1 protein-coding gene (cut by a window edge) is annotated in these 16543 nt (G+C 67.5%); it reads right to left on the reverse strand.

Annotation, left to right across the window (positions count from 1 at the left end):
* Positions 1-16443: the start of a scabin-related ADP-ribosyltransferase gene (locus KO481_RS03520; protein WP_215915429.1), read on the reverse strand. 42234 nt of this gene lie to the left of the window's left edge; the window shows 16443 of its 58677 coding nt (coding positions 1-16443); its start codon is at positions 16441-16443; its stop codon lies beyond the left edge, outside the window.
* Positions 16444-16543: the final 100 nt, after the last annotated feature.

A 16543-nucleotide genomic window follows, 5' to 3' on the forward strand; every position in this document is an offset into this window, starting at 1 on the left:
CGCGGGGTCGGCGAGAACCTGCTCCAGGGTCGCCTGCACCGGATTGAACTCGACATCGTGCAGGATGCCGTTCGACGTGCCGGGGAACGACATCCAGACGTACCGCGCGCCGGACTCGTCGCCCAGCAGGATGACCCTGGCGTCGTCGACGGAGGGCTGCGTGAGGGAGTCCCTGGTGTGCCGCTGGGGATTCGGGCCGAGCATGAATGACAGGTCGTCCCAATGCACGGCGGCCGGGTGTGCCGGTTGCTGCTCGTGCGAGTGGGAAGCGATTGCCTGGGCCGGTTGCTGCTCGTCCGAGTGCGAGGAGATCGCGTGGGCCGGTGTGGTTCCGAGGGGCAGGTTTTCGTCATCCGAGGAGTCGGACAGTTCGAAGTGTTCGGGCGGCGGGAGCTGGGCGAGCGACGTGTCGTCGCCCAGCGTGATGTGTTCGGGGGACGCGAGTGTGGTGAATGGGGTGTCGTTCTGTCCGACGGCTTGGGCCGGTGTGGTTGCCAGGGGCTGGTGTTCGTCGTCCGAGGGGGTGATCGCCGAGACATGCTCGGACGGAGTAGATGTGGTGAAAGGGGCGTCGGTCTGCCCGAGGTTCCCGGTCGACGGGAGTTTGGTGGGTTCGGTGTCGGCGGGGGCGAGGGATTCGGTCGGCGGCGGTGGGACGATCGGTGTGGGCTGCTGGTGGTCCTCGTTGCTCTGGACCGCGCTTTCGTCGGTCAGTGGGTCGTGAATGATTGTGCCCGTGGGGGATTCGGGCGAGAGGCTGAAGTCTCCGGCGAGGCCCGGGAAGTTCGTGTCGAGGGGGCCCAGGTCGGGTTTCTGGATCGTCGGTGTGGTGATGGTCGGCGTCTCGTCGCCGGGCGTCTTCGTGGCCAGGGACGCGGCGATGGCGGTGGCCAGTTCCGGGTCGGTCTCGTTCTTGAACGTGGCCAGGGAATTGGCGATGGCGGTGGCCAGTTCCGGGTCGGCCGAATACAGTCCCGGGTCGATAGTGTCCGTTGACGCGGCGGACGTGTGGACGACGGTGACGGCGGGGTCGGCGAGGGCCTGATCGAAGGTGACCTGCACCGCTTGGCCGTTGGCGTCGCGCATCTCGCCGGACCAGGTGCTGGCGGGCGGGTACCAGATGTAATGGGCGCCCTGTTCATCGCCGAACACCGTGATCCGGGAGGGGCCGGGGACGGGCTGTGCCGGGTCGAGCGGGGCGTACTGCTCGGCATCGTCGCCCAGCAGGGCGGCGAATTCGTGCCAGGGCCTGGTGGGCCGCGACCCCTGAGGCGTGACGAGCGTGCTGGAGGACGTCTGATCCCCGGAGGGTACGGCGAGGTAATAGTGTTCGTTGGCGACGAGGGTCGAGCCGTGGGGCTGCGCCTGGGTGTCCTCGCCGAAGGTCATACCCTGCGGGATCTGGTTGTTGTGGACGCGCACCAGGATGCCCCTGCCGGCGAGCGCGGCCGCGGCGGCGCGGGGAACCAGATGGAAGGCGTCGGTGCGCCAGACTCCCCGTTGCCTGATCTGTTCGACCTGGCGGTCGTACTCCGCGCGGTGGCGGGCTGTATCCGCCGGCGATATCGGTGCCCGCCGCTGCGCCGCGGTGAGCTGTCTGCCGCGGTTCTCGGCGGCGACCCGGATGTTCTGGAAGGCCTCGAAGTAATCGTTCCGCCGCGGTCCCGACAGCTCGTCGGCGGTCGCATTACGCAGGTCGTGGATCCGCTGGTCGAGTTCGTCCGCCGAGCCGTACGGATCGGGGTGGACGATGCGTTCGAGGGCGTGGAAGAAGCAGTCGCCATCGGGGGGCATCGACTCCCACATGTGGCCCTCGGGCGCGCGGACCCCGCCCACCACGGGCCACTGCGGGCCCTTTGTCCGCTCGACCTTCGGGGACAGGGCGCCGAACAGGCTCGAGAACCAGGATTTGCTCTTGCCTTTGGACTTTGCGGCCTCCTTTGCCTGGGCCTCCTTGTCCTGAGCCGCTTTCTCCTGAGCCGCCTTGTCTTGAGCTTCCTTGTCGGCCTTGGCTTTTGCCTCCGCTTCGGCCTTGTCCTTGGCCGCCTTCGCGTCGGCCTCGATCTTCGCTGCGGCCTCCAGCTTCGCCTTCTCCGCGGCCTCTTCATCGGCCTTGCGTTGTGCGGCTTCGCGTTCAGCCTTTTCTTCGGCGGCTTTGCGTTGCTCGGCTTCGCGTTTCGCCTGCTCTTCGGCGGCCTTGCGTTCGTCGGCTTCCTGTTGGGCCTTTGTTTCGGCGGCTTTGCGTTGCTCGGCTTCGCGTTTCGCCTGCTCTTCGGCGGCCTTGCGTTCGTCGGCTTCCTGTTGGGCCTTTGTTTCGGCGGCTTTGCGTTGCTCGGCTTCGCGTTTCGCCTGCTCTTCGGCGGCCCTGCGCTCGTCGGCTTCGCGCTTGGCCTGCTCCTCCGCGGCCTTGCGTTCGTTGGCCTCCTGCCGGGCACTTTCCCCGGCGGCCTCTTGCTGAGCCTTCTCCGCGGCCTCTTCCTCGGCCTTGCGTTGTGCGGCTTCGCGTTCAGCCTTTTCTTCGGCGGCCTTGCGTTCCTCGGCCTCGCGCTTGGCTTTCTCCTCGTCGGCCTTGCGTTGTGCGGCTTCGCGTTCAGCCTTTTCTTCGGCGGCCTTGCGTTCCTCGGCCTCGCGCTTGGCTTTCTCCTCGTCGGCCCTGCGTTGCTCGGCTTCGCGTTTCGCCTTTTCCTCGGCGGCCTTGCGCTCTTCGGCTTCCTTCTTGGCTTTGTCTTCGGCGGCCTTCTTGTCGGCGGCTTCCTTTTTGGCCTTCTCGGCGGCCGCCTTGTCTTCGGCTTCCTTCTTGGCTTTGTCTTCGGCGGCCTTCTTGTCGGCGGCTTCCTTCTTGGCCTTCTCGGCGGCCGCCTTGTCCTCGGCTTCCTTCTTGGCCTTCTCCGCGGCCGCCTTGGCCGCCGCCTCGGAATCGGTCTTGTCCTGGCCCTCCGACGGGACCGTAGGATCCTTGACGTTCGCGCTCTCCGGCGGTGTCTCGATGGTGCGCAGGACCATATCGCCGGTGACCCAGACGGTCCCCTTGGGGCCGCGGACCTCGAGGAGCGCGACCGCCCGCAGGCGGTGTCCGTCGGTCGGCGCGTTGGTGCGGTGGAGGTCGCGTCGGGTGCTCGCGTTGGCGCTGCTGCCGCCCTTGGTGGCGGTCTGGCCGCCGAGGGGGAAGCCGCTGAAGCCCAGGCGGTGGTTGCCGTCCTCGCTGACCGGGCCGTTGTAGCCGAAGGACGGTGCGACGGTCGTGCTCTTGCTCTCCGCGGAACTCACGCTGTCGTTGGAGAAGACGAATTCGTCGACGGCGAAGGACTTGGTGGCGTGCTCGGAACGCGGCGAGTACAGGCTCAGCTTGATGTGGGTGCCGTCGACGGTGACCTCCGCGGCGTGCTGCTGCGGGGTGGGTGCGTTGCCGGACTTCTCGACATTGAGGAACGGTGCGGTGGACTGGGGTCCGAGGAACGTCAGGTCGCCCTTTCGCACGAGCGTGACCAGTCGGTTGTACATGGCCTCGGGCGAGCGGGTGTGGTCGTTCGTGTTCAGCGACGGATCGACGGCCAGCAGCGCCTCGGCGAGCTGTTGTGACGCGTCGAATTCGTTGATGCCGAACGAGTGCTCGGGCTGCCAGGGCGGCACGGACAGCAGTTTGCGCACGTCCGGGGACACGTCGTCCGCGGGATCGACGTGGGTGTTCGCCTCCAGGTCGATATCGCCCGTGCTGGGGGCGTTGGCGCTGATCCGCGCGGGACGGAGCGTCGGCGCGGACGGATCGAAGGCGTAGATCCGCGGCCTGGTGTGGGGGACCTGGTCCGCGGTTGTCTCCCCGGCCTTCGGAATCGGCTTGGTATCCGAAATATGCGCCCGCACATGGGAAATGGCGTTCAGGGAGTCGGACTCGGACTTGCCCGGGGGCGGGAGCTCGCTGATGGGCAGCCCCTGCGCGACTCCCATCCACTGCCCGCCCATGATGAGCGCGTCGCCGAGCTTGTCGGCCAGATACGCCGACAACGTCTCGTCCATCGGCCGCGAGTCGACCGTGACGGTGTACTCGGTGGGAACCTTGAACTCGTACTGGGCGTCGCTGCTGCGCTGCCACGCGCTGAGGTCCCGGGTGGAGTTCTGGTTGTCGCTGTGCGTACCCGTGCGCGAGACGGCGAGCGTGCCCGCGGGACGGTGCTTGTTTTCCTGGCCCCCCAGGGTCACGTTCAACTGGTTGGTCTTGGAGCGGCTGGTGCCGACGTTCGTCGCGCCGGGTTCGAGCAGGGCGTTGCCGTCGGCGCCGATGTGGCGGTGGACGTTGTCCAGGGCCGCGGTGCGCGGGACCTGCTTGCCCTCCAGGGTTTCCAGGGTCTGCCCGTCGGGCAGGTCCTTGTTCGGCCGGGGGCGGGAGGTGAACGTGACGCCCACCAGGCGCGGCACGAGTCCGGTCCGGTCGACGAAGTGGAACGAGTGATTGCCCTCGGAGCCGACGTTGGCGAGGTTCCGCACGCCGAAGCTAGTGGTGTGCTCGTTGATCAGCGGTGCGACACCGGGGTGGTAGTTGTTCGAGCCGACGACGGTCGCGCCGGGCGAGAACTTCTCCACCAGTTTCGTGGCGGCGTCCTCCAGGGCGCCGCGCCCGTCGTCGAAGATGACCTCGGTGACGGCGCCGAAGGAGAGCAGGCCCTTGGCCGTATCCGGATCGTCGGGGCGTTTTTCGGTGTACGCGTCGGAGAGCAGACGGCGCTCGGTGGGCGTCCACTTCCCGTCCTTCATCTCCATCCCCTCGGGGATGACGTTCGGTTCCTCGCCGCGAGCCTTGGCCGCCTGCTCGACGAGCGCGAGGTATTCGGGGTTGTCGTGCAGGTCGTTGTCGGTCAGGAAGAACTCGAGCCGCTGGGGCGCGTCGACGATGCGGGTGCGGGTGCCGTACGGCTTGCCGCGCAGCCATCCGGTGAGGTAGTTGCGCAGGCCGACCTTGACGGTGACGGCGTAGTGGGCGTCCGCGGAGAATCGGTACACCTTGCCGCCGTAGTCGGAGGTGACGCGCATGGTGTCGGTGGCATCGCCGGAGGTGACGTGTTTGCTGGTGCTGTCGCTGCCCTGCCAGCCGCCGCTCGGGCGGAAGCTGGGGTCCGAGTGATCGCCGTAGATGCCCTGTACGGTGACCCCGCCCTGGTTGCCGCGGTTGACCGCGACGGTCCGTGCGGCGTTGTTGGTTGCCTCCAGCCAGTGCTCGGTGTCGATCGGCGTCGGTTCGAGCGCGGTGATGTTGTCGAAGTAGCCGCGCACGTCGACGCTGTAATCCGTGCCGGCGACGCCGCCGGGGATCTCGGTCTCGAACTTGTACGAGTCGCGGAAGATCTGCGGCGCGACGGAGGTCATGTGCTGCGGTGAGTACGAGGTGTGCACGACGGAACTCACCGTGGAGGTGGGGTCCAGCGCGGGATCACCGAATGCGTTGCGCCAGACCCACTTTCCGGCGCCCGATACCGTGTCCCACGCCCAGTTGCCGACGTCCGACCAGGTCAGTTTCCGGCCGCTGTCGGCCGGGGCGGCCTTGGGGTCCGGCCAGGCGCCGGGCACCTTCGGGAGGTTCTCGTCCTCGGTCGGCTCCTGGACCTTCGGAATGCCCTGGTCGGTGATGTCGGCCTCGGTGGGCGCCTCGGGGGTGTCGATCTGAATGACGGTGTGCGCCGGAACCGAGGTCGTGGGTTCGGTGGAGCCGGATTTCTTGGCGCGTTCGGTGAGTTCGTGACTCTCGGTCTTGGGAGCCGACTTGAACCACGAACCGGTGTACGAGCTGAGGTCCGGCACGAACGCCCCGAGCCGACTGCGCAGTGAGCTGCGGGTCTGCTGGGCTTCCGGTTCTGTACGCGGCTGGGTGACCGGCAGCCCGGTCTCGGCGAGTTGCGGGAACGAGCCCGGCACGGGCAGGGGCTTGCCCTTGTCCAAGAGCTCGCTCGCCTCGGCGGCGGCGTCGCGCTCGATGTCGCCGATGAGACCCATCGTGGCCTTGTGCAGGACCGCACCGACCGGGTGACCGGCGATGACGGCGGCCAGGGGCAGCCTGCCGACGCCCTTCTCGATCGAGGTATTCGCCGCGAGGCCGAGACGTTCGGTGAACTCGGCGGGCGGCCCGTCGGTGGACTTGAGATCGTCGCGGATCGTCGGCTCGACGAGGGGGGTGGTGTCGGCCTTGTCGCCGGTCAGGTACGTGGGGACGGCCAGGTGGAAGTTGCCCTTGGCCTCGATCGGGTCGGGCCCGCGGCCGTGGCTGTAGGCGATCTCCACGTAGTAGCGGGTGGGCACGCCGAACAGCTGCAGGCCGGGCTTGTCCGCCTTGGGCCCGGGGCTGAACGTGTAGTTCTCCTCGGCGAGGTTGTGGTCGCTCTGGGTGGTCGTCGCGGTGCCGCCGGTCCGGTCGTACGATCCGCCGATGCTCGAGACCCCCTCGCTGCCCTCGACGTCGAACGGGTTGGTCAGCGCGGCACTGGCGCCGACATCCCATGCGAACGGCGTGCTTTGGGACTGCTCACCGGAGGACAGGATGATGCCGGTGTAGTTCATCGTCTGGACGTCGGGGATCACCCATTCGTGGGTGACGTTCTGGTTCGGGTCTGCCTTCGGGTCGTACTTGCCGTCCTCGGTGCCGTAGTCCCGCGCGGCCTTGATGGTGACGGTGATGCGCTCGGTATCGAGCCCGTTGGACTTCTCGAATACGGTGCGGGAGCCGTTCTGGATCATCTCGTCCGCGGTCCCGAGCAGCCCCATGCGCGCCTTCATCTGCGCGAGCCTGCGGGAGTTCTCCAGCCGCTGATTCCTGGTCGAATCCTGGTCGAGGAAGTTCGACTGCTCCGCCGTGGGCGGCAGGAATCCGTGATCGGAGACGAAGGTCTCGATCCGATCGAAGACGTCGTCGGGGATGTCGATCTTGACCGGGGTGGTCATGAGTCCGAACTGCTGCAGATGCAGGATGTCCGCGCGTGGATACCGGCGGTTGTCCTTCGTGGCCGGAACGCCGAGCGACTTCTTCGACGGCACCAGCATGTTGATCGGATAGCGCTTGCCGGGCGTTCCGCCGTCGGTCTTCGCGGCCAGCGGGGTGCCCTTCTGCGGCTCGATCGCCGGGCCGTCGGGCCGGACGAACCTGACCCGGACCTCCATCTCGGGTGTCGTGTGCAGCAGATGGGACACCAGGCGCAGCGCGCGCGAGGTGTAGGCCCGGGTGCCGTAGCTCAGCGAATGACTGTTCTGGTGCGAGGCCCCGACCTTGAGGGGGGTGAGGGTCGCCCCGATCGGCGAATAGCCGGTCTTCTTGTCGGACTTGCCCTTACCCAGTCCGAAGGTCAGCGCCAGGGACCCGCCCAGCATGTTGGAGATCGTGGAACTGGCCTGCGTGCGCAGCGCCCGCACCACGTTGTATTCCAGCCGGGAGGCGTTGGGGGTGGTGGTGGGGCCGGTGAGCGTGTCACCGCCGTGGAAGCCGGGAATCTCCACCTCGAAGAACCCGAGCGGTTTACCCGAGGCGGTGTACAGGGTCGGTGACTGCACCGCGCCGCCGTGCATCATCGGGATGTTGCCGCGGAAGTTTTCGCCGAAGAACTCCCGCAGTGCGACCGCGGAGCTCTTCGAGATGCCCCTGGTCTGGTTGGGGAACGAGGCCATCACATCGGCGAAGAGCCGGTCGTGATGCGGGAAATCCAGCGGCCCGTAGAACGGGAACTGCTGTTGGGAGATGGTCTGGTCATCCTCGACGTACTGCGGCGCCGGGGCGGGGGCGTTCGGGTCCGTCGAACTCGAGGGCGTCGCGGCGGCGGGCTGCACCTGCTTGAGGGGGCGTTGCCAGGGCGCGGGGGTGCTGGCGTCGTCCGTGGGCGTCGGGAGGCCCAGGCTCTCGTGCAGGTATTTCGGGAAGAAGGCCGTCAGATCGTCGGGGGTCGGCTCCTCGATGGGCGTCCAGTCGGTCGCCGTCGGCAGATCCGGCTTCAGCAGACCAGCCACGCCGTCGTCGTTGAGACGGTACTCCCACTGCATCTCGAAGTCGTGCGGTACGGCGGCGGCTTCGGTGCTGCGCTTCTTGATGACGGATTGGATCGTCGAGAAGATCGAGGTGTTCGAGGCCAGCTGATTGTGGTTGAGGTTGAGCTGCCAGTTGAAGCCCCAGTTGAGGAGCTTGGTGCTGAACGCATCCCGCAGGTGGCTGCCGTTGAGCCCGGTCGAGCGCAGATCGTGGCTGCCCGCCGAGTCGCTGGTCTCGGAGGACCCATAGGTCCACTTCTGGGTGCTCACCGCCGGGCCCGTGTACGGACGCGACTTGTCGCGCGCCCGCAACTTCAGGCGCAGGAATATCGGATACGATCTGCCCTGGTATTCCACGCCCAGCGGCATGCCCGACTCGCTCAGCAGGCGGTACATCTCCGCGGTGGTGAGGCGTGAGGTCAGCGTCTTCTCGACCGCGGCGCGGAACGCGGAATCCGGTGCGCCCTCGGGCTTCTTGCCCACCAGGTCGTTGACCTTGGCGGCGACCGGTCCGGTGGTCAGGATCCGGTTGACGTCGTCCTTGAATTTCTGGTCGACCCCCAATTCGTCCAGCGTCGTGTTGATCTGGTCGTCGGTCACCTTCGGATCGGCGGCGCGTATCTGCTGAACCCACTGTGCGGCTTCGGATTTGCCGCCCTTGGTCTCCACCGCGTGCACGACCTGCCGGCGCAGCCACTCGATGGTGCGCTGCGGAATCGGCCTGATGTTGATCAGGTCCTCGGCGCCGCGCCGGTGCGCGCCGAAATTCTTGACCGGATCGCTCAGCGGAAGCTCGCCGATCAGGGTCGTCGCGGGCAGCTCGTCCGAATGGGCGGGAACGATGTGCGCCGGTGCGCCCTCGGCGTTGTAGAGCACCGCGTGCGTGCCCGCCAGCTCGCGCGGGACGGCGGGCGGGAAGGCATGATTCTTGGGGTTGGACGAGTCGTGCACCTGAACGGAAGTGCCGTCCGGGCCGACGCGCAGCAGATACGCATGCGCGCCAACGCCCTTGGCGTTCGTGTAGTCCCGGTAGTCGTCCACCACCAGGGCCACCGCGCCCGGGCCGATCGTCTTGAGCTGCTCCGCGATGTCGTCGTGGTTCAGGAACTTCCGCAGCGGCGCGCCCGCGTTGGCCTGGAGTACGGCCGGCGACATTCCGGCCGTGCCGGACTGGTTCTCGGGGACGTGTGCGCGGGGCCTACCGGTGAACGCGGACAACAGATTCAGCGATGCGACGGCGCAGTTGGCGAGCAGGTCGGCGGCGCGCTGGGCGGTGCTGTAGTCGGGGGAGTTCTCGGCCGGGAGCGTCTGCTGTTCGGGGGTTTGGTGTCCGGATGTCTGCTGTTCGGGGGTTTGGTGTCCGGGCGTCTGCTGTTCGGGGGTTTGGTGTCCGGGCGTCTGCTGTTCGGAGGTTTGGTGTCCGGGCGTCTGCTGTTCGGGAGTTTGGTGCCCGGGCGTCTGCTGTTCGGGAGTTTGGTGCCCGGGCGTCTGCTGCTGGGGTGTCGCGCGCGTGATTCCCTGGAACAGCCTGCCCAGCCAGGACCCCTGCCGACGCTGGGTCGGGGACGCCGCCGTCGGACGGTCGCTGAGCGGCTGTTGCTGGTTCTGCCGTTGAGTCTGCGGACGGTCCTGCGATTCGGTCTGCGGCCGGTTCTGCTGTGGCCGGTTCTGCTCGGGCCGGTTCTGCTGCGGTCGGTCCTGCGGCGCGGTCGGGGTCGAATCGTCCTGCGGCCTAGCGGCCCCGATATCGGACGGATTCGCGGAACTGGTCGGCGCGGTCGAGGGTTCGGCCTCGTTCTGTCCCGGCCGCACCGGCACCTGCGGTGCGTTGCCCCGGGTGTCCGAAGTCGAGGGGGTGTCCGTGGACGAGGTCGGCCGCGTGAGGCTCGGGGTCGTCGCGGGATCGTTCGACCGGGTCGGAACGGTGGGCGCCGAATCTCCGCTGGTGTTCCGGTGGCTTCCGTCGTCGGTGGCGGGTTGGTTGGTCGCGTCGGGGCGGGTGCCGAAGCTCTGCGCGGGCAAGGGGGTGGGGGCCGCGCGCTGGGTGCCGAGAACCGTTGCTATGGAGGGGATGTCGCGTTGCGGCTGGTATGCGGACGGGTGCGATCCGGGGGTCTCGCCGGTCGGTGCGAACACGGGCAGTGGGCGGGGCCGCTGCGGCGGTGGCTCCTGTACGTCGGCGCGGCCGGTGCCGTCCGTGACGGGGGTCGGCCGAGAGGTCGTCGACTCGTGCGACGGCGCCGTCGTCGTGGGCGTGACCGCCTGCGCGGTCCAGGGATTGCGCTGTGCCGGAGTCGGCGTCGCGCGGCTCTCGGGGGTTTCCTGGGTCTCGCGTGTGGATGCTTCGGGAGTGGGGGTCTCCTGGCCGTCGCGGGTCGGGATCTCGTGACCCTCGGTCGATCTGGGCGGCGGCGCTGCGGGTCGCTCGGCCTCCTGCTCCAGCGGGGGTGCGTGCGCGTCGAAGGCGTCCTCGCCCGCGCTGCGGGAGTTCAGGATCTGCTGTTCGATGGTGGCCTTCTGCATCGGCGTGGCCTGGTCGCGCATGTCCTTCTCGGCCGCGGCCAGATCGTTCTTGGCCTGCTCGAGCGCGGTCTCGTTGTCCTTGCTGTGATCGTTTGCGAGCGCCTCCGTGGCCTCGCGGTGCTCGGTCGCGGCCTTCTGGTATCTGGTGATGAACGTCTTGACGCGGGCGTCGGGGGAGTTGCTGCGGTAGTCCTCGGGCGAGATGTAGTGCTTGGCCTCGCCGGGGGTGCCGCCGGTCGCCCAGTCTCCCTTCGGGTCGCCGCTGCGCGCCGCGCGGGTCTCGGCCTGGTGGTTGACCCGGTCCGAATAGGCCGGGCCGCCACTGATTTTGACCTTCAGGCCCCCGGCCTTGATGGCCTCCTTGGACGGGGTGATGTCGACGCCGCGGCCCATCATCTTGTTGCCCAGGATGATTCGGCCCATCTCGCCGCCGTCGGCGATGACCTTCTGCAGTTCGTCGTTGGCCTTGTCCTTGCTGCCGTGGGAGTCGACCCAGGCGACATCGAGCTTGTCGAACTTGACCTTCAGGTTCCGGGCCGCGGCCTCGGTGTGCAGGGCGTCGGCGATGCGGGCGACGTCGGCGTTGTCCATGGCGATGGCCAGCTGCGGCGAGCCCTTCTGCTCCCACTCCCCGGTCTTGGGGTCCTTGACGAACGCGGTGTCCAGGATGTCCTTGGCCATGGCCGAGAACTTCTGCTCGCGGTTCTCGAAATGCAGGTCGTCGGGGCGTTCGAGCTGGGATTTGAAGAACCTGTCGACCTTGGAGATCGGTCCGGTGCCGAACTCGTCGTGCATGACGTTCTCGACGCTCTTGACGCTCTCGCCCGGGTTGACACCCGCGGGGTCGGCCTTCGGCCTGGTGAGCAGGGTGCCCGACATGCCGGTGATGTGGTCGAAGTGCCCGCCGGAGAAGATCTGTTTGCCGGTGATGGACAGGGAGTGTTCCGAATCCGCGGTGATGTCCAGGCCGTGCTTGGCCTCGAGGTATTTGGCGAAGCCGTTCCACCGGGACGAGCTCTGCTTCTCCGGGTCGTCCATGACCTGATCGTTCGTCTGGGAGGCGATGATCTTGATCTTGCCGTCGTCGCTGACGTGGTAGTCCGAATTCTGCTCGGGCCCCCATTCGGCCTGGGCCGCGTGCGCGAACTCCTCGGCCTCCTTGTCGTCGATCGTCCTGCCGAGGTGGTCCTCCAGCTTGGCCCGGCCGGGACCGGTGAGCTGGGAGTTGAACACCCCGCGCCGGTCCGGGTCCTTGCCGAAATCATGCGGACCCAGCACGCCGGACTCCTTGGCGTCCTGCAGGTTTCGCCAGACGTCGTGAATGTTCTGCGCGAACCCCTCGTCGGCCTTGCCCGCGGAACCGGGCGAGAGCACGTAGTGGGTCTGCTCGTCGATCAGCTGCGCGTCGATCTCGTCGATGATCAGGTCCCCGCCCGGGAACGGTTCGAATCGATCGGGCATGCCCCGCTTCTCGGCGGCGGCGTCGAGGAGTTTCTTGTATTCCTGCAGGGAGGGTGCGTTCTCCAGCGAGGCCCGCAGCTGTGTCAGCTCGTCGGCGGGCATGCCGTTTTCCTTCAGCTTGTCCACGACGGCCTGGGCCTCCTTGACCGCGCGGAAGCCGTAGTCCTGGGCGGTGCCCACCACGATCAGTTTGCGGTTGGGATCCCGCGGCGGGAACGGCTTGTCCGAGTCCAGGTGGTACACGTCGATGCCCAGGCCGTGATCCCCGGCGACGAGACTCTCGAACTCGTGCTGCATGTGCACCACCAGCGGGTCGCTGGAGGTCATCACGTGCGCGATGCCCTTCTCGATGACCGCGCGGGTCGCGCGCGCGATGGCGGTCAGCTCCTTGCCCTCGCCGGTGTCCATCTCGACCGGTCCGTGATGCATCAGGATCTCCGCGGTCACCTGCGTGTGCCGCAACACCTTGCCGCCCGGCAGTCCGTCGCTCATGGTGCCCCGGCGCATCAGCTCGATCTGCGCGGTGCGGGACTCCTTGTCCGAACCGTTCAGGATCCGATGCTCCAGATCCTCGTTGCTCAGCTTCGCCAGCGGACCCGTCTTATCCTTCCCGGCTTCCAGGTCGTAGAACTCCAGCAGCGAATCCGCCGCCGCCCTCGCCGCGGTCACCCGCTCCTTGCGGACCAGATCGAAGGCCTCGTCCTTGCCGATGTGCCCGTCCTGGAAGGACTTCCAGGTCGCCGTGCCCGCCTCCTTGGCCTTGTCCATGAGCCTGTCGACGGACTCCTCGACGGTCTGCCGATGCTGCGCGGTCGCCTCGTCGTGCGCGGCCTGCGCCTCGGCGATTCGCTTGTCGTCGTGTGCGGCCTCGGCCTCGTCGAGCGCGCGCTTGGTCTCCTCGACGTGGTTTCTGGAGTTCTCGATCGTCTCCTTCGTCTGCCGCTGCTCCTGCTCGGCGCGTTCCTGCGCCTCGAGGTGACGCTGGTAGATCTCGGGATCGTGCGCCGGAGCCTTGACCTCGGCGGGGGTATCGGACTTGGTGGACGCGGCGCTGTCGTCGTGCGGTCGCGTTCCGGTACCCGAGCCGGTGGAGTCGTCGTGCGGCCGCACATCGTCCGGTCCCGATTGCCGCACCGGCGGCCGGTCGGACGCGCCGGGAACCCCGACCCGGGTGGTCTTCGGGTCGGCCATCACCGAGTCCAGGGTCTCCGAGTCCCGTAGCGGTCGTCCGTCGGTGCGGGTCAGCCCGTCGGACTTCGACCAGATGTACCGGGCGCCGGACTCGTCGCCGAGCGCCACCACATCGTGCGCGTCCGGCGAGCCCCTGCCGAACTCGACCTTGGACATCTGACGCGGATCGTTGCCGAGCTCGGTGACGTCCTCCCAGGCCTTGCCCGCCGCGCCGCCGAACCGCTGATCGCCCGCGGCGGCGGGTACGTCGTCGCGTTGACGTGACTGCGGCGTGTCCGTATGCACGGGCGGCTTCGTCGCGTTGTGCGTCGTGTCGTCCGCCATCGTGTGGAACTCGGTCAGGTCCGGCATACGGGTGGGCGCGATTCGGCCGATGCGAGTATCGCCGATGATCGCGACACCGGTATTCGGGCGGTCCTCGATGTGCTCGGAGTGGCCGGTGGCGGGGTTGTAGACCACCGCGCTGGTGCTGGCGATGTCGGGAATCTTGTGTTGTTCGAAGGGGACTTCGGTGCCGGTGGTGGGGTCCCAGACGTGGATCCGGTCGTCGTGGTTGTGCAGGACGTAGGCGTGGGCGCCGATGTTGTTGTGGTCGGTGGGGCCCTTGTAAGCGACCACGACGGTGGCCGCGGCGCCGTCGCCGAGCCTCAGCAGGTGCGCGCCGACTTCCCTTGGGTCCTTGAAGCTTTGGAGTGGTCCGCCCGCGCGGGCCTGGAAGTCCGCCGCGCCCATGCCGTGCAGGCCGACGGGTTCGCTGGGGGGCAGGATTCCGGCGTGGGGGAATTCCTCGGCGAGGTGTTGCAGTGACTGGCGGCCGCAGTCGTTGAGCAGCGTCCTGCCGGTGTTTTCCTCGGTGCTCAGGTGGGTGTTGTGCGGCAGGTGCTCGAAGAGCTTCTCCATGCCTTTGGGCGGGGTGCCCGCTCGCGGTCCGCCGGTGAGGTGCTCGCTGGATTCTGGTGTCGTGGTACGGGATTGATCGTTCTGGGCGGATTTCCCGGTGAGCTGCGTGTGCTCCGACTTCGCGTTCCCGGCCTGGGGGCGATCGATCGGGGTCTGCCGCTCGGCGGTGAGCTTGGAGAACGGATCGTTCTCGGATTTGGTTGTCCGGGAATCGAGTCCGGCACTCCCGGTGCGGAACGGGTTGTTGTCCTTGCTGTTCGGTCCGAGCGGCGAGCTCTGCTCGTTGTCGCTGCTGTAACCGGAATCGCGGCTCGGGGGGCGCGGACTGCCGGGGGTGATCGGGGAGCTCTGCTGGTCGCCGAATTCGCTGTCCAGGGTGGAGTCGCGGCGGAACGGGTTGGTGTCGCCGCGCGGTGCGAGGGGATTGAAGTCGTTCTGGTCCTGGTTGATTCGGTCGTTCGAGCCGAGGCCGAACGGGTTCTCGGACGAGGAGAACGAGGTGGGTGCGTTCGACTCCTGATGGGAGACGAGGTCCTGGTAGGGGTTGTTGGACTTGAATTCCGGTGTGACGGGGTTCTGGTCGGATCCCGCGGTGACGAGGTTGCGGTACGGGTTGTTGGAGCCGAGATTTCCCTCCGGTGTGGTGTGGGATTGCTCCGGGGTGTTGCTCTGGAACGGGTTGCTCGATCCGTCCGGGACGTTCGATCCGGGGGTGCGGGGCGTCTGCGGCGGTCGATTCGAGTTGGTGCTCGATTGCGACTGTGTCTCAGGCTGATTCTGACTCTGGTTCTCGGGCCGGGTCTGGTTGTGCTCGCCATTACCGCCGAATTGGTGCTCGCCGTTGCCGCCGACCTGGTTGTGCGCCTCCGGGGCGGTGGTCTGGTCGTTGTGGGAGGTGCTGAGCGGCGAGTGCTCGGGAGTGACCGTCTGTCCGGTGTGCTGCGCGATCTGGTTGGGCTGGTTGTGTTCGCCGATCGAGGAGGGGGAGGAGGAGGCCCGCGGGCCGGTCTGGTTCGAGCCTTCGGGGGTCTGCCGATTCGCCGGATCTCGCATCGGGGTCGAGTTGCGATTCGCGTTGCTGGACCCGTTGCCGTTCGACTGGCCGGCATTGCGCTCGTTGTTGTTGGCAGGAGTTCCGCTGCGGCCGTTGTCGTTCGCCGTGCTGCCGTTGCGCCCGCTGCCGTTGTTGCCCGAGTTGCCGTTGTTGTCCGAGTTGCCGTTGCCCTCGACGGGGCTGCTGCTGCGCTCGTTTCCATTGCCCGAGTTGCCATTACGACCGTTGCCGTTGGTCTGGCTCTCGGTGCCGGTGTCCTGCCCCTTCGAGGACGCGGGAAACGTCGAGGCGTTGTTTTTCAGGTCGGTCTTGGAGGTGCCGTCGCCGTACGCCGGTGGCCGGTCGTTGCTGTAGGCCGGTAGTGGTTCCTCGTGCCCGCCGAAGTTCTGCGCGTTGTAGTGGCCCGTCATGTGCCCGAGTACCCCGTGGACACCGCCGACCAGGCCGCCACCCACACCGCCGAGCAGCGAGGTGGGATCGAATTCCCATTGCCCGGTGAGGATTCCGTAGGTCAGGCTCCCGGCGCCGGCCCCGACCATGCCGGCGGGGATACCCGACCCGACCGCGACCAGACCCGATTTCCACCAGTTCAGCCCCTTTTCCCCGCCCAGCCACTTGCCCAGGTACTGACCACCCATATGTCCGATCGGGGTGGCCACGCCACCGGAGACCGCGCCGACCGCGCCGGAGATCGCCATCTGCTTGAGATCGAAGCCGTGGCGGTGGCCCTTACTCAGCTGGATGCCCTGGGCCAGCGCGTCCGAGGCCATGCCGATGCCGCCCTGCTTGAGCGCCTCGATCGCGGCCAGCTTCCACAGCGGCTTCTCCGCGACCTTCGCCGCCTGGGCGGCGAGTTTCTCGGCCAGGGTGCGAGCGATGATCCGCATGATGCCCGCGCCCTCGGCCTCGATCACCCCGACCGCCCACGCCCCCCACAACGTGGCCAGCGCATACGCGATCTCCGCGGCCATGATCGCCAGGGTGATGATGATCTGCAGCTTCGCGTACTCGGTCTGGGTACCGCAGTCGTAGACCGACCCCTCGATCTGCTGCAACCCCTTGACCATGTTCTCGATCGAGTTGTCCCCGGAGAAGAACTGATCGAACTGCGACTTCATCTGATCCGCGCCGCCACCGGTGTAATTGGCCAGCGCCGTATCACACGCGCTGTGCAGCGCCGGAAGGATGTTCTCCAGATCCGTGGCCGAGGCACCCCACACCTTGCTCAGCGCAAAGAGCTTGTCCTCATCACCCTTCGGCCACGACGAACCCGCCAGGTAGGACAACCACTGCAACCCTGGGGGGATCTCGAGACTCATCGTTCAGCAAACCTCTTGCGCTGCCGATGATGTCAGCGTGCGGACGCGAACGGACTTCGAGTCCGGGCGCTCCGGGCGGCGGCCGTCGGAGCGGGCGCGG

It is taken from the genome of Nocardia albiluteola, from assembly GCF_018860155.1.
GTDB lineage: Bacteria > Actinomycetota > Actinomycetes > Mycobacteriales > Mycobacteriaceae > Nocardia > Nocardia albiluteola.